Genomic DNA, 18,515 nt, shown 5'->3' with positions numbered 1-18,515 from the left:
CGTCAGTCAAACAGACCCAGGAGCAGCTCAGCCGGTGGCGCCCGGCTTTCGGGTAACGCCCTGGTCCCGCTGGTTTCGGCTTTGTGCTTCAGGTGATCAAGGATCTGCTTGATCACTATAGGGTCTTCAATGCAGGCGATGACTTTCATGGCGCCGCCGCAGCCGCTGCAGGTCTCGATGTCGATATTGAAAACACGCTTGAGCCGTTGCGCCCATGTCATCGACGCTCGCCGTTGTGCTGGTGTTGCCGGTTCATCAGCCACCCTGACCTTGTTGCCCCTGCCCCGTTTTGCCGGCGTGACCAACGCCCGGTGCCGACTGTTGGGTGCGAACACCCCGTGGAAGCGGGTTAGGTTGACTCTGGGCTTCGGTACCAGGGCGGCCAGCCTTGCAATGAAATCCAATGGTTCGAAAATGACGTGCGTGGTGCCGTCCCGGTACGGCGTCTTGAGCTGGTAGCGCACGTTGCCGCCTCGTGTTAACGACAGCCGCTTCTCGGATACCGCCGGGCGGCTGATGTACCGGCACAGCCGTTCGAGCTTCTTGCGTTCATCGGCCCTGGCCGCCACGCCGGCGTGCAGGCTGGACCCGGCTACCTTGCCAATCCCGTCACCGAACGGATCACCACTGGTCGGCAGAGTTTGCAAAGTGAACACCTTTCGCCCCGCCTGTGAACCGACAGCGATACGGTAAGTGATCGAGTGCCCCAGCAGGGGTGTCATCGGGTCGTCATCCACCGCATCCGAGGCCAGATAGCTGTTTTCGACATCCCGTTCCAGCAGGCCTTGCCGTTCCAGATAGCGACCCACCCGGTGGGCGATGGTGTGCGTCAGCTGGGTGAGCTCTGGGCTGGTCGGCGCCTTGACCCAGCGGAAACGCGCTGAGCCGTGGGATTGCTCGACATACACACCGTCGAGAAACAGCATGTGGAAGTGAACATTCAGATTGAGCGCCGATCCAAAACGCTGGATCAGGGTGACCGCGCCCGTCTTGGCCACTTGGTGGGTATGGCCCGCTTTCTTGACCAGGTGCGTGGCAATGACGCGGTAAACGATGCCCAGCACCCACCCCATGATCTCGGGCCGGCTGGCAAACAGGAAACGCAGCTGAAACGGGAAGCTCAACACCCACTGACGCATGGGTTGTTCAGGCAGTACTTCATCAACCAGCAAGGCGGCACTTTCGGCCATCCGCCGCGCCCCACAGCTCGGGCAGAAACCGCGACGCTTACAGCTGAAAGCGACCAGGTGCTCGGCGTGGCAAGACTCGCAGCGAACCCGTAGAAAGCCATGCTCCAGCCGCCCGCATTGGAGAAATTCTTCAAATTCCCGTTGCACATAGCCCGGCAATTCCTTTCCCTGCTCTGCCATAAGCGCAGCGAATGCCGGGTAATACTCGTCAACGATCTGATAGAGAAGGGTTTGCTCGGGTCGGTGGCTCTGGTAACGACCAGTATCCCGATCCCGGCTGGCCGTCCTGGCCGCCACATGAGGCATGTTCCGCGTCCTTGCAATACTGTGTTTACATACAGTCTATCGCTTAGCGGAAAGTTCTTTTACCCTCAGCCGAAATGCCTGCCGTTGCTAGACATTGCCAGCCAGTGCCCGTCACTCCCACTCGATTGTAAACAAGCACACAAAACCCTTTAGTGACAACAATTTGCAAGAACTATCAGGCTCAGTGCCATGAAAAATACCATGACCAGATCATGAGGTTGAACACGGCTTGCGCCGGCAGCGTTCACGCTCCTGGTCGGCGATCTCGCCCGGCTGCAATGCTAGCTCAGCATCGGTCATGCGCTCCAGCACGTCGCGTAGGCGGATGGTGCAAGGAATGGGCGGCAGCTCGAACTCATAGCCGCCGGCGATCATTTCGGCCGCAATCTCCTCGGTGATGAAAAACGGCTCGTCGTCTTGGTTCGGCTTCTTCATGCCCTTTCCTCCTGGCGCTCATCCTGGCCGACAGCGGCCAGGGCATCGGCTTCCGTCAATGCGTCCTCCACGAACGCGCCGTGCTGCTTCGCTTCGGCCTGGCTGACCTCGGCCCATATCCGTTTCACCTGGGCCGCACTGTACCCGGCCAGCTCGGCGGTCTTGTTGATGCTGTAGCCGGACTTGCGCAGCGCGACAACTTGGGCGCGGCGCTTCGGATCAGCACGGCGGCCCTTGTACCGCCCGGCCTGGCGGGCCAACTCAATGCCTTGGCGCTGGCGTTCGCGCCTGTCCTCGTAGTCGTCGCGGGCCATCTGCAAGGCCAGGCGAAAAAGCATGATCTGCACGGCTTCCAGCACGATCTTGGCGACGCCCTGGGCCTCGGCCGCCAGGTCGGATAGATCGACCACGCCAGGGACGGCCAGGCGTGCGCCTTTGGCCTGTATCGAGGCCACCAGGCGCTCGGCCTCGGGCAAAGGTAGGCGGCTGATGCGGTCGATCTTCTCGGCAATGACCACCTCGCCGGGCTGTAGGTCGCCGATCATGCGCAGCAGCTCAGGCCGGTCGGCGCGTGCGCCGGATGCCTTCTCACGGTAGATGCCGGCGACGTAGTAGCCGGCGGCCTTCGCGGCCGTAGTGATCGCCTCTTGGCGTTCCAAGTCCTGCGCGTCGGTGCTGACGCGCAGATAGACCCGCGCCACCATCGGCGCGGCTACTGGCTTCGTCCTGCGCATACTTGCGGGCTCCTTTGGGCATACTCAAATGCACCCATCTTAAACTGGCAGCTAATGTACAAAAGTTGATAGAAGCACACAAGTTCAATTTTGCACTTCTGCCCCACTATTGCAAAACTGCTTGTTAGTAGCCGTTTTTTCTTACTGTTTATAGATTCAATAATTTTTGAAACGAAAAATTGGGACTAAACATTTCGGTTTCGTTTTCTGTCGATTCGTCCTGCGTATCTTTTGCATAAACAAACATTTGTTGTTCGTAGTTTTCGATGGCATTTTCAATACTTGTAAATTCTCCGTTTGTAAGGTTTTCAGACAATATCAAAGCATCCAATAATCCCGTATTTACACCCTGTCCTGCAAAAGGCGACATCAAATGAGCAGCATCGCCAATCATTGTTATGGGTAATGGACGGTTACTTTTCCAATCATTGTTCAAAGGAAATTTCCTTGTGGGCAAGCATTGAAATGTTGATACCGAACGTATTAATTGTTTGTAAACTTCACTCCATTTGGAAAATCTTTTCAATAAAAAATCGGCAACGCTGTTTCTGTCCTGAAAATCTAAGGGAATTTTATTTTTCCATTCATCGGGCGTTTTAAAACTAATTCCTAAATACAATGCACCATTATTATTGGGATTGGCAAACAATAAAATGCCCTGATGTCCCGCCATTAATCGGTTGCCGTTGCATAGCTGAAAAAATCCGGGACAGTTTATTTCCGGTTGAAGAATATCAGCTTGGATGTTGAAAGTACCGGTTTCTTCAACTTGCGTGTCGGTAACAAAGCTCCTTATTTTCGACATTCCACCATTGGCAAGAATAACCAAATCTGCTGTTTCACTCGGTTTATTCTCAAAAGTTAGTGTCCACTTCTTCTTACCAGGTTCAAGCATAACAAGTTTTCTATCCCAAATAACCGTGTCGTTTTCTAAACTATTCAACAAGATAGCCCTTAAGTCATTTCTGTTTATTTCAGGATTGTCAAATCGATTTTCGGGCTTTACATTTTTTGTGGATAAAATATTGCCTTTTTCATCAGCAATATTTACACCCATTGGTAAGGCTAAGTCATAATAAGTTTGTAACAATCCCGCTTTTTTCATTGCTTCCTGACCTGAACCTTTGTGTAGGTCAAGGGTTCCACCAAAAATTCTTGCCTCTCGGTCGTTGTCTCTTTCGTAAACTGAAACGTCTATGCCGTTTTGCTGTAATAATTTTGCCATAGTCAGTCCAACGGGTCCACCACCAATTATTGCAACGTTCTTATCACTAAGTAAATTCATTTGTTTGTCTGTATCTATTCGCATTGTCATTCAAAAATGGCACATAACAAGTGGCTATACGCCAAATGGCGTATATATCCACTATATCTTATTTTGCTAAACCTTTCATTATCAGTGACAAATCCGTTTTCAACCGTTTACCGTTCGTTTCTACTCTCTCAAAAGGATTTATATTCATAGTGCTTTTTGTTAAGTTTTGCTCAAATATACAAATCCTTTCTATATATCTAACAAATCCATCGGACTTTTTAATTGTTCCATTCCCTTGGTGGTAATATGTGTATAAACCTCAGTTGTTTTACTGCTTGAATGACCTAACAACGATTGAATATAACGTAAACTCGTACCATTCTCAAGCAAATGCGTTGCAAAGCTATGTCGTAAGGTATGTACAGTAACTTCCTTTTGAATCTTTGCTTTTAAAACAGCTGCTTTAAAAATGTTTTGAATACTTCGGCTTGAGTATGCGCCACCTTTTTGACCTTCAAATAAATAATCTTTTGGTTTATATTCCATAAAGTATGTTCTTAAAATAATTAATGTTTTCTCAGATAAAATGGTATAACGATCTCTTTTTCCTTTTGACTGTTCTATACGAATTTGCATGCGCTTGGAGTCAATGTCTTTTATTTTCAGGTTTATACATTCAGAAATGCGCAAACCTGCCGAATAAATAGTCATCAGAATAGCCTTGTGTTTCACGTTTTCAATAGCGCGTAGTACCCGAATGGTTTCTTCTTCACTCATCACAACAGGAAGTGTTTTTTCTTTTTTTGGTCTTTCGATGAAATATGTTTTCCGTTGTCCACCCAAAACACGTTCGTAATAAAACTTAATCGCATTGATTGCCTGGTTTTGATAAGATATTGAAACTTTTCGCTCCATAACCAAATGTCGGAGAAATGATTGTATATGTCCTTCATTCAATCGATCGACGTATAGGAAGAATAAACGCCCTTTTCACCCAAGTCCAACAGCTTTGGACCGCAGTTGACTCTTTCGACACCCCTGCGATGCAACCCAATCCGGCTGACGGGGAGCCAGCAACGCTGAAAATTTACCCTCCTCTTTCCCACTAGCGGCTCCTTTTCCGACAACCAGCACGGCGGATCCCTGCCGCGGCGCTGTGAACGCAGCATTTTGATTGGTATCGTTGGCCTTCAGGCTCGTCAGTCAAACAGACCCAGGAGCAGCTCAGCCGGTGGCGCCCGGCTTTCGGGTAACGCCCTGGTCCCGCTGGTTTCGGCTTTGTGCTTCAGGTGATCAAGGATCTGCTTGATCACTATAGGGTCTTCAATGCAGGCGATGACTTTCATGGCGCCGCCGCAGCCGCTGCAGGTCTCGATGTCGATATTGAAAACACGCTTGAGCCGTTGCGCCCAAGAAGAATAATTGCCACTGGCCAACAGACTACCGACCAGGCCGTATTTATTTTCAAAAGCGTTACGAGCTTCAATTTCTGAAGCAATGTTTTCATTCATGTTCATTGTTATTCACCGTCCGTAATTCAATTTCAGTTGAAGTGGCTAAACGGATGGTACGCTTGGCATATGCGATGCATCCATAAAAAGTGGAACCGTGCGGATTGATTAGGTCCACGTACAAATGGCGAGTGGTGATACGGTTGATCTAGAGCAATGCGTATCAATCATGCTGACTATTCCCATGAAGCAAAGGCACTTGTAATGAGATTTTTGTTTCCTTCATCTCATGAAGTTTTTGAATCGCACGTTCTGGATCTATCACCCATGCATCAAAGAGCAGTTGTGTGACAAAAGAAAACTTCTCACCAACTTTGCGGAACGGTGTGTCGTGGCTATTCAGGAATTGTTCAAACACAAGATATTGCTGTTCGATGGCCTGGTTAAGTTCAAACAGGTCAATACAGCCCTCTATCAAGTTGTACTCACCTAAAGCATTAGGCATAAACTTCCATTTACGCTCATGGGTTAAGCCATCTACATGTAGGTAGGCATGTTTGTTGAGGCTAGTCCACTCAGGTTTCATCATGACGTAGGTGTTGTACTCGTCATCTTCAAGATAGTTGTAGTGGGTAGCATCAACGGGTTTCTTTGCTAAAACAGAAATGGCCTGTTCAAGTGTCAGACCGAGAATGAGTGCATGTGGTGTAGTTGATGATTGGTGATCCATTTTCCCTACCCCTTAGATTATCGGGCTAGTCGGTTTAGGACCACTCAAACAAATTTCGTTTTGAACGTGATTGTAGATCTCAGCCAAGTGAGGTCGTGTGCTAAAGAATTGATCTTTTGATGTATCAGAGAGGTTAGCACTCATGATGGTGAGTAGTGCTTCATTTTTGAGTTGCGCTTGAACCGCCGTCTTTAATGCACCATTCAATGAAGCATGCAGATTGTTGAATAGCGAAATAATACGGGCATTCTGATCATTTTTTTTGAAGAAGATAAAATTAACTTCACGTTCACGGAAAAACACCAGCTGATATTCAAGCCCTGATTCAGATAAATCATTCCCCATATCAATCAATGCATCATGTGTCACGGCGAACGCAGCGTATTTTGAATCAAAGTTTTGAAGTGCTTTATTTGAGATAAGATTCAAACTTACTTTGCCTTGAATCGGCACACATTGGCTCAGTTTCTTAGCCAAGTAATGTGCAGCAGCCATGTGATGTGATCCACCAGCATTTTGAACAAAAATCTTAGGGCTCCAGCCGTAGATAAAAAATTGATCAGTGGTTGTATCTGGAGAGTTCAATAAACGGATTTCTGGCCATAACAACATTTGATCTAAATTTTCCATACTCACATCACTAATGTAATCAGGGCATGCGTTTTTTACAAAATCTTCAATGCTACGGTACTGGCTTAAATCCGACTTGGAATTTGAGAAGCCCCCAATTTCAGATAGGTCAAGTAAGCATGGTGTTTCAAGATGAATGGTTTCTGAAAAAATCGGGTTAAATACTTCAGCCAATTCTTCAGCAAAGGTAGATATGTAGAACGGCTTATGATTTTGCGTATCTTGACCAAGGTAGCTGATGGAATCGTTATCTTTGGCATGTGGATTCAAAACAATGTTTTTGCCTGGTACAAAATTAGTAGGAGATATACCAGTCATACAAAGAGAATCTTTGATTTGATGAAAAGGGAAAACATCGGTCGTGGCGATGCTGTCAGAATTGACTAAACGGGTATCAATAAAGGGTTTTAGCTTGAGATTCTTATAAAGCTTATGTTTTGGTGAAAATACCGAAAGTAAAGTGTCTAACATTTTAAGCACTCCATTGATTAATGCTTTATTAAAACTAATAAAGATATATTAATACAGAAAGTGCTTATAAGTATTTTTTTGGAAAATTAATTTAAGAATTGCGGTTGAGTGGTATTAGTGGCAAGTGGTTGTACGGCGTTGTTATCGACAGACTTTGAGTACTGTTGCACTTCAACAATTCGCACACCTTTAACGTGTAAACGTGTTTTATAGTCAGTCATTCCAAGTGTTTGTAAGTCGTTTAGCTGTTCTTTAGTCATTGCCTATATCCTGTATATTGGATGTAATTAAAGGGCAATTTAATTGATGTATTAAGGATTGTAAAGGGTAAAACACAGTTTATTAAACTTTTTATGAAATGGTATATACCGACTAAGCCTAAAACAAAACAAGGTTTTAAGAAGTGGTTTAGTTATGTTTAAGAATACGCACGTTAAAGCCAAGTTATTATATTAAAATACATCTAAACTAGGGTTAAAACCAAACTGGATGCCAATATTTATTCAAACATTGAAACTTACGCCGTGGACCTATCCAATGTACCTAAAGCTATCTCTTGCTTGAATATGTATGACTTTCAAACGTTAGCACTAGGACCAACCTTTTACCCCGATTTACACTTGCAGATCGCCACATTCCATATACGGCGTTATTGGTTGCATTTGATGTGAATGCGTCTGAAAAGTTTCGCTTACTCAAAATGATAGTGCCTGAAGCCATTCCGCTGTCGCAGTTGTTGTTATTGGCCATATTCAATGAAACGCCGTATAAGAGCGAATATTAAATAGCCCAATACATGCCGAGTGATGAATTAAGGCGTATTAAGTACAAACAGCTCACCCAAAAAAAACTAAAGGCTGGATAACCAGCCTTATGTCTTCTACATGGATGCGTTTAGTCATCCTTTTTTTTGATTGTAATGCCTGATCGTAATGAAGCTGAAGAACCTTTTGAACCAAGTATCACCAACAATTTTTCAAAAGTAACGCATTCGTGCGAGAACGGGTTTTTCATCAAAGCTTTTTCAAACTTAGCTGCATACTGTTGTTCTACGAATTCCATTTCATTTTGAGTGCTATGTGATATGGCTTGATCAAGACTGGCTTTGTTTTCCGCAATGTATTGTGTCTGATCTTCAGGTTTTACATGGCGTGGTATCTGAACAAGCTGATATTCAGTAATTGGCGCAACGGTTAAGTCATATCCTGTTAGGATCTCTTTCAATTCATCATAGTAGCTGTCTAGGTTCATTGGTGTGATAACGGCGCGAGTCACAGTTTCAACATCACTTTCCTGTTGAGCCTGTTCAGGTTCGCTTATACGTTCACCATAGATATTAAATTCAGCATCAAGATCCGCATTGTTGTAAGCACCAGCTTGTACTTGAGGTGAAATGTCAGAATCTTTACCGAAGTACTGGAACTGTTTTCGCTTCTCAATAATCTGGTCTTTAATGTTTGCTTCTTTTTGTGCTGAAACAATACTTTCACGGTGTTTTTGTTCTTTGGAGATTTCACCTTTCGCCGTGGACGAAGACATTACTGTTCTTTGTCCAGGTGCCATCCCTTCAGGTGTGATGGATTCAAGACGTCTTGCTTCAAGAATCTGATGTACAAAATCTTGAGTAAAGTCTTTTACCGTGTTGTTGTTTTCGTACAAGGTGTTATTGAGCTTTCTGCAGATCTCAAAATCACCAAGCGCCGTGACATTGGCAGATGAATTGTTGTCTGTCAGTAGCGTATGTTTTTCCTCAATCTCATGAATGAAGTCTTCAATTTTTAAAGTAGGATCGTAGATTTCAGATTTTTGGATATTGAAGATTGGGCAAAGGTCATTTAAGCGTAAGTACTTGGGTTGAGCACCAGCCACATAGAACGCCAACATTGATACGATTTTAACGTCTGAAGTTTTACCACCTTCCCCTTTAGTTGATATGAGCAAGGTAAATTCGCCGTTGTGCTGTCCGGCAATTTGTTCAATGGTCACACGTTTTTCTTTGGCGAACTGGACTTCTGTTTGTGGTACCGAACGGTTGAATACTAGACCTTGATACATATTGATTGAGTTAACTTTACCTTGCCACTCTTCACCAGCAAAACCATCAACCAATTTGTATGTTGTACTTTCAGCACCCGAAGTAGTACGTCCAATGGCTTTAACGGTCGTGTTACCCCATGTAGCAGCTGCTTCCTCTTTAGATCCACGTTCAATATCTTCAAATGTTTGAGCACCGAACGTAATAGAGAAGTTAAGCGAACGTGCCTGAGCTGGTAAAACCGAAGCACCGACAATAACGATGTAGCCCCATTCGTCCAAAAATAGCTTAAATGAAGTAGTGGCGTTGGTTGGTCGTGCGTCAATAATGGCACGGCGTAAACCTTCCATTTTGTTACCAAGGGAACCAGCCATCATTTGTTTAATTGAGCCAATGATTAATTTTCCGAGCATTTTGAGTGAGTCTGGTGAACGCTCAAGAGCTGGTAATGGCACAGTTAAGATACGGCGGTTAAGTACAACGTCAAAAATATCAATATCACCGCCATGCTCTACACCAAAGATGTGACCGTAGTTAAACGTCAAGTCGTTAATCGCTTTGGTTAACTGCATGGTGATATAACCGTGTTGCTCACGGGTTTTGGTTTCTTGCTTCTTTAACTTTTTAGGGTTGCTTGAATAACCAGGTAATGAAACGAGGTAGCCTTGAAGTTGTTCAGCCACACGTTCAAAGTCAATCCCGTATTTATCGTTATGACAAAATACCAATTCTTCAAGTGCTTCAAGTTCCATGTATTGCGTGAATACTTTTGGTGAAAGCTGAATGAAGCCATTGTCACGTAGATAGACCAAAACTCGTGTAAGTGCGGCGATAAAGGCCATCGCACGACCTTTCCACATGTCACCACCGCCACCGCCTGAGTCATCAAGCAAGTTGATCAAGAATTCAATCAACATCCCTGAGCTGGTGTTGCTCATTTGGTTCATTGAGTTGGTCATCTTGTCGGTTTGTGCACGTAGCATGTTACGACCTGAGGTAATGAAGTTGATCGTTAATAGATCCTCATTACGCCCAAAGCGGTTACATAAACGATAGTGGTCTTGTTGAGCCTTGGTATCACCTTTTGCGTCTACAAAGATATAACCTGAGTTTTGTACGTACTGGTTGGCACAGTTACCTAGCATGTATTCTGTTTTACCCGAACCCGTAGTACCTAACACAATTTGATGTGTACGGTCATCGGAGTTAGATGCATAAACAGGTAGACCAGTTTCACGGCAACGACCAAGGTAAGTCACACCCTCACCTTGTAGCTTATCGCGATTGGTACGTGCGTATTCCAAAAAGGCTTTTGGATTGTCCAGTACGTCATCTTTTACGCGTGATGTAATGTCAGTTGACGCATCCAGTGAGTTTGAATGCAACGGCGCACGGAATGGCCACTCAAAAAAGTAATCATTCGGATGTGTGTAGCGTTTTAATAGGTAATACGCGATCCCTATAAATATCTCACCGCCAAACGGAACAACAAACAAAATAACTGCAATAGCACCAAGAACGCCAACCAAATAATTAGCGCCGTCTGGCGCTGTAAGTTTTAAATGGATTTTCTCTAAGCCTGATCGTGTATCACGCTTAAGCGAACTTGGCCTGAACTTTGTTTGTGTGCCGTATTTTTGTGTAGAAGCCATGCTTTGCGACCTACTCTTTTATCTTCAGGATAATAGGCAAAGTCGTTGTTTAACGACCTTACCCATTTCCAAGCACTTCAATGTATATACCAATTAACGCAAATCTATATAGCTGATTGGAGTTAAGAAGAAACAGCTTCAGACTTACGTTGGTTCAGTAATTTTTTCTTCATGTTTTGCTCAAGTTCATAGCGTTGATATTCAACAACCATCTCTTGTGCCATGGTAGAAATCACTGAAGCAGTTGCTTTGTTTTCGTCAAAGTCCGTGCCTTTATTTTTGGCATTTTTCTCAATCATGGTACGCCGTGTCTTAATCTGGTTCTTCGCACCTTTTGGGTAAAATTGTGCAAGGACCTTCAACGCCTTACCACGTTCACCGATAAGGTCATACGTGTAGTTACGGAGCGCACGTTCATCGGGATGTGTACTGAGTGACCATAAAAGGATTGGACCAAGTGAAACGGTATATAAGCCCGAACATTCCATTTTTTCGAGTTTAATTTTACTGAAGTACGTTAAGCCTTGATCTGAGAAACCTACGTTACCTGAACCAAGAGCATCCATTTCTAGTTGAGTTAGACCGATACTGTCACGAATAGCTTCACGAGATTCGCGTGTACCAGGATCGACAATCACATACGCCGTAGCAAAGCCAACCAAGTCTTTAAAGTCTTCTACTTTGTGTGATGCCAAGTTAAGACGAGCACCCCATTTACGCAATGTACGTGCGTCTTCAGCCAATTCTTCTAATAGGATTGGATCGCCTTTCGCAACGTGCAATTCGTCATAAGACATAATTTTGCGGTCTTCAAGAAGCTCATTAATCAGTTGGGTTGCATATTCACGATAAGCTTGTGGGAATTTTGGAATATCGTCACGGCTCACGGCGAACTTACGCTTAATGAACATCCGTACAATCTGGAAGAATAGAGATGTAGTTTTAGGATCTGATGATGTCGCAACTTCGTTTAAGTCGATAGAAGCTACACGAGCGTTACCGATGTCAAAGTTAGTGTGATAGAAGAATGCTGGATAGGTATTTTGTGCAGCCATAATCTGATGCGCCAAAAAGTCCAGTGCTCGTTCATTATCAATATGAACATCACTCCAAACATCTAAAATTGATGAATCAGAAAGGGTTTCAATCATATCGCCAATAGTCGGCATTGCGTAACGGTGTGCCAACGTGCGTCCACGGATCTCATTCAAAGAATGGAAAAGGTCACGTAGAGCGTAATAAGAAATATCCTTACCTTGTTCAGAATGTGGCTCAATCAGTCCGTGTTTTTCCATGATGCGATCTAGTTCTGGATCTGCAAAGCGCATGTACTTACGTGCTTTATGATCAGCATTCGTATCATCAGCAAAATAGAATGTACGGCGTAGGACCGCACCAATAACGTCAGAAGTATTTTTGGCTGGTTGCCCTTTCAATTCAGGCGGTGTTACCAATGAACTTAAAAACGCTGTCATTTGACGCATTTCGTAGTTTAACGGGTAGCGTAAGCCCATACTGAATTCAAGCGGATTAATCGCTTCTTCTTTTGAGTTTTTAATACGCTTATAGATGGCATAGTGACGTAGCTCTTCAGGCAATGAATCTTGCACTGTTTCTACTAACCCACGGCTTGACTCACCCACATCGACAATATAGGTCAACGGGATACGCTCGTTACCAGGCATCATGATGTCCTCAAGCATGCCTTTGTTCATTGTGACCGATTTACCCGTACCCGGTTTACCAATGTTAATAGTCGTCCATACAGTCACTTCATTTGAGAACGAATCAAGAATAATCAGTTTACCGTCTAAGGTTTTGTTGAGCTGATGCCCTTTATGGAATGGTGAGTTAATACGTGTCAGCGGTAACATGTAGAACACATCAAACAGCGGTGCCGGTGAAATAGGTGCGTGATTACGTACCATCAAGCCCGGTATATGTGATGCCCAAGTCAAAATAGGATCGCCAGCCTGTTCCATGACTTTTGCACCGCCCCACGCTTCAAAACTCTTCCAAAGCTTTTGGCGCCGTCCTACAAGAATGTTTACACCATCTTCGGTATTTGGTGCCCATGTCATCATGGTCATTTGCAGACCAGCAACAGTGTCTACTTGATCTAGGTCATTTTTAGTGGCCATCAAAATGTTACCAGCATTACGAATGGCTTTGTTTTGTGCCGTCATAAAGTGAATAACGCTTGATAACGTGCGTTTCATCATGGTTCCAGCCATACCATCACCAGTAATACAGTAACTCACCGCATATGGGATAGAACGGATGTTACCGCTAGTGTCGTGCGTTTTGGCCTGGTGTAATAAGCGGAATAGCGTTTCAAACGTATTCGTCTTCGCTGGATATATATCTACCATCAATGGAGCATATACAACGCCGTCAGTGATAACACTTCCCACTGGATAGAATGAACCTTGACTTGTACCAGGTAAGATCGCATTCGTCATGAGTTGTTCTGAGATCGGTTGATACAAAACGTGTGACGCATCATGTTCTGATGGTATTTCTTTCCAACGCATCGGTAAGCGTGTATTCAGCATCGGCACAGACAAGGTGAAGTCATCTGAAGTTGAATGTGAGGCAATTTGTTTTTTAATCGCTAGACCAGCTTCAACAACATTCAATACTTCATAGATTGCTGGAAATTCTTCAGTTGAGAGTGAGTTTAAGAATTGTGAGACAAAAGACTCATGGTGTACGTATAAGCTGTCCGATGATTTAAGCATGTCTTGAGCATTGACCGTACTTGGCATTGTAATTTGCGACAGTAGCTTTTTACGGTTTTTTGAGTCTTGAGCCTTATCGATTGGCGATAGTAAGGTTGGCTCAGAGATTAAAGCGATATAACAGCTTTCGTTAAATACACCGCCTGAAATGGTTTCTGTCATTTCATCAATGATGATGTCTAGATTCATCGCACAACGCGCCGTGGTCGCCTTTTGCATGGCATTCAAGTCATGAATCGCGTATGGCGTCTCATGGTCTACTTTGAACGCTAGATGAATCGTATGTCCACGGTCTTTGAAGTAGTTACGCATGTTGCTCGTCATCAAACCAATTTGACGGCTGAATGCATCACCACTAATTAAACTCTTAATCCCCTTGTATTCGATGATCGTAATCATTGCACCAGTTTTTGTGACAAACGTATGTTCGTCCGATACTGTTTCTAAATCGCAATAATCCTCTACGTCAGCTTTCATGCTTTGTAGGAATAACATCAATATAATTTCAATCTTGGAGTAACCAGTCTTTTTATAACCAGACTTCTCAGCTTTCTTCTTACTCATTTAAACACCTTTATTCACCTTTCTACGTCTATCTTTGATTAGACATGCCTTTAAGCATTAAGCACTAAAAAACGGTAATTCTCTTAAAACGTTAATCGCACTGTCGAAATCCTTATTTTGAATTGCGACCTCAAGACTTTTTACAGAGGGTTTTAAGCTTGTATCTAAAACCAACCTTAATAAAAGCTCATAGTAGGTACTGTTAAAAGGGATATTATCATTTTTTGAATTAGTAAATACATCAGTTTTAACGGTTTCGTCCTCTTTTAATTCGACATACTTCTTAAAACTATTTAGGTCAAACACTAAACCCTTATTAAGCAGTTGCCAAAACGCCGTTTCTAAAACCTCTTGGCTTTCACCTAAAGTACCCACCTTGAAGTTTAAGGAACCTGTATTTTTAAGTTGGAAGTGAACCTTATCAAGCTCTATGTAGATCTCTTTGTTCTGGTATAAGCCCTGTTCGTGGAAAACTTTAGACACCGATAGCTTTAAGTTTTGGTATATACAAAAAGATTGCAGCGAACTCATTTTTAAGTTGCCCGTATCTATCTGGTTTGTCGCATCTTCTACGGACGTTGGTAGATGTATCATCGGAAAGTAGCGTGTCAGTTCTTCAGACAGTTTCTTTTGTTCCAAAACGCTTATAATTGATAATGGATTGTCAAATCCAAAGTTGGTGCTTAGTAATTTCTTATGCTTCACACTCACACTTTGCTTAACCTGTATTTCAACGTCTAAGCCACTCAGCGCCGTTATTTTGTTTAGGTGTACCAAAGTGTCATCCAACAGCAAACAATCGCTGTTAACGGGGATATTCATCAACAGTAGCGCTTTAATCAGTGGATCTTGAAAATGCCCCGTTGAGTCTTCACCAGTTGTTGTCTGATTCCCTATCGCTATATGTACAACATGGAGTAGCATTAGCGTGTTAGATGTATGACCAGTGTCGCGAGTCGTTGGTATATACAAATCGTTCAGGAAGTTGAAAGCCTCAGTACCTATAACGCATAAGCGAAATATCGATAGCTGATCGTGCGTTTCCTTTGGTAGTGCATCTATCCCAAGTTCCCAATATTTGTAGATGTATGGACCAATAAATGAGTATTCATCATCATTCAATATGTCCGTCTCAAATACGCTATCCAATACCGCTATATCATTCACTATGTCAGGCTTAAATGGCTGTAACACTATGCCCGATATAACGTCTTCTAAGCTCATATCTATGTATTCGGTATCTGTTAAGCATTCTGTCATTTATGTGAACTCACTTATCACCCAAACCCTTAAATACATCTAGTGTTTGGTAGTACTCATACTGCTCGTCAGTAAAGATATTCGGGGAAAATACTATGTAGTGGTTTGGCAGATTAAAGCTCTCGTATGCTTCGTCTGATACCTTTTCCAAAGCTTTTGCGAGTTGATACAAAGAAAAGTTTTTGTTCTCTTTGATGGCATTCAAATACCACTCTTTGTACTTGCGGAGCTGGTCTACGTAATCAACGTTCGCTACCAACATATCTTCTTGCTTGGCTTCTTCATATTCAGCCATTGTGTTGAACTTAATGTCCGTGAAGTACAGTTGGGTATCAATTGTTTGGGTTCGTGTCTTAATCGCATTAAACGCCTGTATATCCTCAAACATATTACGTGCGTATTCTGCTTCAGACATCTTTGTAGGATTAGGGCGTTGATGGCGCTTTAACGGCTCTACAAGCAAGCTTTGGCGATGTCGCCGTGCGAACTTAGCAAGCTCAGGATCTTGGTTGTCAGACTTATGCGATAACACCAGTAATGCACGTTGATATTGATTAAAGATCTCTTGAGGTATGTTCGTACTCAATACGCATATTTCAGCTTTCTTTTCCAGTGATAGTGCAAAGATGTGGTTTTGTGCATGGCATAGCGTACAGACCGCTACAATGTTCTCAGCCGTATGGTTGCTATGATCGCCGTCTAAGTGATGTGGCTCTAAAAAGTATTCGTCATAGAAATCACAAAAATAGCATTTAGCTGGTTGTGAAGACATTATTTGCTTTATTGTCTCATTGGTTTTAAAACCATCATGGATAGTTTTATCTTGACGTATCTCTTGCTTGTCGTTTACGCCGTTAATAGGTCTTAAAATACCAAACTTACGGTTTATATGTTTCACTTAAACCCCTTAATACTATTAAGTAAGGTCTAATTAAAACATGTATATACTATTTTTAAAATAAAAAAAGCGCAGCCTAAGCCACGCTTTTAAACTTATTTATTATTGTATTACGCTTTACCAGTAATAGTGTTCGCAGCAGAGAACATGATGAAGCCTACGATTGATAACGCACCACCCACACCAATACAGATCCAAGCAGTTTTCTTTTTCTTTTGTTGATCTTCTTCTGATGTATACATCATATACAAACCAGTACCAACTAAGCCTAAACCAAGCACCATGAACACTACGATTAAGAATTTATAAACGTTTTGACCTAATGTTTCACCACGGCCTAAGATTTCATTCGCATCAGAACCAGCAGCGTGTTTTCCGTAAGCTGTACCACCTGGGTTCCATGTGCCAGTGTTTGCATATGCAACTTGACCCATTAATGCAGAAACAAAAGCTAAAAACATTACTTTTGCGCGGAATGCAGTCGCTTTTACAGTGCGAACTGAGTGTTTTACTAATGATACCATTGTCATTTTCCTTTTATTTAATATACGGGAGCTAATCTCCGCACTGTAATTAAACATTCTTAAAACCCTATTGCTTTAAGTTGCTTAATTTTAAACTTCTCGTTAAATATCTTCAATATCTTATACAAGGTTTTTAAGAAACTCTCACCCTATTTTAAGAAGATTGTTTAAAATATTGTAAAAAAGGTTCCTCCTATTTGTGTTCCAAAGGTATTAACAAAGACATCGTGTACGTCCTGAACGTATACGCATAATACACCTGTTATAATTAAAACCCATGCTTTGCGGTATGTCGCATTGCCTTGAGCATCAATTTTCTCTACAAAACCATATAAGCCACGAGCTACCGCTATAATCCCTACCAGTTGCGTAAAACCTACAACCGCCGTAACGATATATGCACCTAAATCATTAGCACCAGCATTAGGCAAGTAACTTTGTACCGTTACAAGTTCTATGCCATTACCACCAAACAATGAAGAACCTAGTGCACCAATGATATATCCGTCATATCCAAGTGATGCAAAAGCACCACCGATAAGAATCTTCAACAATGCCCCACCAGTGGTAGGCTCTTTCATTCCATGACCAAAGAACTTTTGTTGAGGTGATGATGCTTGCACTAAGTCAAAAAGCGCCGTGCCAGTAATCACCAACCCCGTTACAACAAAGCAAATGCGTATAAAGCTTAGTAGTGGACCGTATATGTTTAATATCGCTTTAACTATATCTAATGCATCCACGCTATTTTCCTTATTTCACCCAAATGGCTTGTTCGTTTTCGTCAACAGCATAGACCGTGCGATTGTCTGGCATCTTCTGACCTACATAGACTGTATATGTATGGTTTTGAGAATCTGTCATCCAAGCGCGATCGCCTACAACCGCAAAAGCATCCAAGCGTTTTGCACCTTTTGGAATTGATAAGGTTTTAGATCCCGATGTACTTAAAGCCTTTTGCTTAGTCTGGTCTTTAGCTATTTTGATTAAACTAGTCTTTAATTCCTTAATTGCCTGTTCTTGCAATTCAACAAGGTTTTTAAGATCGTCATTTTCAGCTTTCAGTTGTTCATTTTTGATTATGGTTTCTGATTGAGCAACTGCAGTTTGTTCGCCGTTTTGTACTTGCCCATGCGCTTGCTCTTTTTCTTTCAAACGTTGTAATAAAATAAGTGCATTCGTACCCTGACTTTGATAGAAGTTAACTGCCTCTATTCCTAGATCAGAATCAATCGGATACGACATGGATTTGTACATAATCATGTATTGACCAGTGGTAGGATCTTTAAACACAATATTTTCATCAACAATGAACGCCGTATCATCAGCAATACTATTGTCCTTTAAAGGTTGTTGATTTTGGTTGTATGTTGCTTGTGTTTGTTGAATGCCTTGACCAACAGTATCAATGGATTCTGGTGTTTGTTCTGGAGCAACTGCCGTGCTGACGTCTTTTGGTTTACTCATTTGTATCCAAAAGAAAGTACCAATCATAATTAAGGCAATAACACCAATAACAATAAGAAGTTTTGGAGGAATACCACCCTTCGCACTACCTTCGCCTTTTTGGGGTTTGCCTTCAGCATCTTTTAGATTTTTCTTTGCCTGTTCAGCAGTCATTTGATTATCAGACATTTCG

The 18,515-nt window shown here is 43.0% G+C and carries 15 protein-coding genes and 1 pseudogene; all 16 read right to left on the bottom strand.

What is annotated here, in order from left to right; genetic code table 11:
- Positions 1–2 precede the first annotated feature (2 nt).
- Complete coding sequence (locus ACEWB7_RS03600; RefSeq protein ID WP_001120888.1) at positions 3–1,496, bottom strand: IS91-like element ISVsa3 family transposase; 1,494 nt, start codon at positions 1,494–1,496, stop codon at positions 3–5.
- 210 nt (positions 1,497–1,706) lie between these two features.
- Positions 1,707–1,931 carry a hypothetical protein gene (locus ACEWB7_RS03595; protein ID WP_000743213.1) on the bottom strand — a complete coding sequence of 75 codons (225 nt, stop codon included), beginning with the start codon at positions 1,929–1,931 and terminating at the stop codon, positions 1,707–1,709.
- On the bottom strand, positions 1,928–2,665 hold the full coding sequence (locus tag ACEWB7_RS03590; protein ID WP_001366550.1) for a recombinase family protein: 738 nt from the start codon (positions 2,663–2,665) through the stop codon (positions 1,928–1,930). Before ACEWB7_RS03590 ends, ACEWB7_RS03595 begins: the two co-directional genes overlap by 4 nt.
- A 148-nt stretch (positions 2,666–2,813) precedes the next feature.
- A complete protein-coding gene (locus ACEWB7_RS03585; protein WP_024160783.1) occupies positions 2,814–3,980 on the bottom strand; it encodes a tetracycline-inactivating monooxygenase Tet(X3) in 1,167 nt (388 codons plus the stop codon).
- Positions 3,981–4,169: 189 nt separating this feature from the next.
- Complete coding sequence (locus tag ACEWB7_RS03580; RefSeq protein ID WP_015060916.1) at positions 4,170–4,835, bottom strand: tyrosine-type recombinase/integrase; 666 nt, start codon at positions 4,833–4,835, stop codon at positions 4,170–4,172.
- Between the two features lie 284 nt (positions 4,836–5,119).
- Positions 5,120–5,335, bottom strand: a pseudogene (locus tag ACEWB7_RS03575) (IS91 family transposase); the annotation flags it as partial.
- A 259-nt stretch (positions 5,336–5,594) separates the two neighbouring features.
- Positions 5,595–6,101, bottom strand: a complete 507-nt coding sequence (locus ACEWB7_RS03570) for a hypothetical protein (RefSeq protein WP_000350027.1) — start codon at positions 6,099–6,101, stop codon at positions 5,595–5,597.
- A gap of 12 nt (positions 6,102–6,113) precedes the next feature.
- Positions 6,114–7,202, bottom strand: coding sequence for a DUF6685 family protein (locus tag ACEWB7_RS03565; protein WP_125272075.1), 1,089 nt, complete (start codon positions 7,200–7,202; stop codon positions 6,114–6,116).
- A gap of 86 nt (positions 7,203–7,288) precedes the next feature.
- Entirely contained in the window at positions 7,289–7,462 is a 174-nt protein-coding gene (locus ACEWB7_RS03560) for a hypothetical protein (RefSeq protein WP_165353904.1), read from the bottom strand.
- A gap of 634 nt (positions 7,463–8,096) precedes the next feature.
- Positions 8,097–10,889: a type IV secretion protein DotL gene (locus ACEWB7_RS03555; RefSeq protein ID WP_099143569.1), complete on the bottom strand. Its 2,793-nt coding sequence runs from the start codon at positions 10,887–10,889 to the stop codon at positions 8,097–8,099.
- Between the two features lie 122 nt (positions 10,890–11,011).
- A complete protein-coding gene (locus tag ACEWB7_RS03550; RefSeq protein WP_033917407.1) occupies positions 11,012–14,194 on the bottom strand; it encodes a hypothetical protein in 3,183 nt (1,060 codons plus the stop codon).
- Positions 14,195–14,251: 57 nt separating this feature from the next.
- A complete protein-coding gene (locus ACEWB7_RS03545) occupies positions 14,252–15,454 on the bottom strand; it encodes a hypothetical protein (protein ID WP_024160951.1) in 1,203 nt (400 codons plus the stop codon).
- Positions 15,455–15,464: 10 nt separating this feature from the next.
- Positions 15,465–16,352: an HNH endonuclease gene (locus ACEWB7_RS03540; RefSeq protein WP_024160797.1), complete on the bottom strand. Its 888-nt coding sequence runs from the start codon at positions 16,350–16,352 to the stop codon at positions 15,465–15,467.
- A 110-nt stretch (positions 16,353–16,462) separates the two neighbouring features.
- Positions 16,463–16,876: a hypothetical protein gene (locus tag ACEWB7_RS03535; RefSeq protein WP_024160796.1), complete on the bottom strand. Its 414-nt coding sequence runs from the start codon at positions 16,874–16,876 to the stop codon at positions 16,463–16,465.
- Between the two features lie 167 nt (positions 16,877–17,043).
- Positions 17,044–17,619, bottom strand: coding sequence for a hypothetical protein (locus ACEWB7_RS03530; RefSeq protein ID WP_024160795.1), 576 nt, complete (start codon positions 17,617–17,619; stop codon positions 17,044–17,046).
- Positions 17,620–17,629: 10 nt separating this feature from the next.
- The gene (locus ACEWB7_RS03525) at positions 17,630–18,511 is read right to left on the bottom strand and encodes a hypothetical protein (RefSeq protein WP_024160794.1); all 882 of its coding nucleotides are present in this window, start codon (positions 18,509–18,511) and stop codon (positions 17,630–17,632) included.
- Between the last annotated feature and the right edge of the window lie 4 nt (positions 18,512–18,515).

This window comes from Acinetobacter sp. NIOH-H-8 (genome assembly GCF_046635365.1).
Taxonomy (GTDB): domain Bacteria; phylum Pseudomonadota; class Gammaproteobacteria; order Pseudomonadales; family Moraxellaceae; genus Acinetobacter.
This window is presented reverse-complemented; position numbering and strand designations above follow the sequence as displayed.

Bases quoted from the DNA above. Each gene is read 5' to 3' on its own strand.
- ACEWB7_RS03600 (WP_001120888.1), bottom strand. From the start codon at position 1,496: ATGCCTCATGTGGCGGCCAGGACGGCCAGCCGGGATCGGGATACTGGT.
- ACEWB7_RS03595 (WP_000743213.1), bottom strand. From the start codon at position 1,931: ATGAAGAAGCCGAACCAAGACGACGAGCCGTTTTTCATCACCGAGGAG.
- ACEWB7_RS03590 (WP_001366550.1), bottom strand. From the start codon at position 2,665: ATGCGCAGGACGAAGCCAGTAGCCGCGCCGATGGTGGCGCGGGTCTAT.
- ACEWB7_RS03585 (WP_024160783.1), bottom strand. From the start codon at position 3,980: ATGACAATGCGAATAGATACAGACAAACAAATGAATTTACTTAGTGAT.
- ACEWB7_RS03580 (WP_015060916.1), bottom strand. From the start codon at position 4,835: ATGGAGCGAAAAGTTTCAATATCTTATCAAAACCAGGCAATCAATGCG.
- ACEWB7_RS03570 (WP_000350027.1), bottom strand. From the start codon at position 6,101: ATGGATCACCAATCATCAACTACACCACATGCACTCATTCTCGGTCTG.
- ACEWB7_RS03565 (WP_125272075.1), bottom strand. From the start codon at position 7,202: ATGTTAGACACTTTACTTTCGGTATTTTCACCAAAACATAAGCTTTAT.
- ACEWB7_RS03560 (WP_165353904.1), bottom strand. From the start codon at position 7,462: ATGACTAAAGAACAGCTAAACGACTTACAAACACTTGGAATGACTGAC.
- ACEWB7_RS03555 (WP_099143569.1), bottom strand. From the start codon at position 10,889: ATGGCTTCTACACAAAAATACGGCACACAAACAAAGTTCAGGCCAAGT.
- ACEWB7_RS03550 (WP_033917407.1), bottom strand. From the start codon at position 14,194: ATGAGTAAGAAGAAAGCTGAGAAGTCTGGTTATAAAAAGACTGGTTAC.
- ACEWB7_RS03545 (WP_024160951.1), bottom strand. From the start codon at position 15,454: ATGACAGAATGCTTAACAGATACCGAATACATAGATATGAGCTTAGAA.
- ACEWB7_RS03535 (WP_024160796.1), bottom strand. From the start codon at position 16,876: ATGGTATCATTAGTAAAACACTCAGTTCGCACTGTAAAAGCGACTGCA.
- ACEWB7_RS03525 (WP_024160794.1), bottom strand. From the start codon at position 18,511: ATGTCTGATAATCAAATGACTGCTGAACAGGCAAAGAAAAATCTAAAA.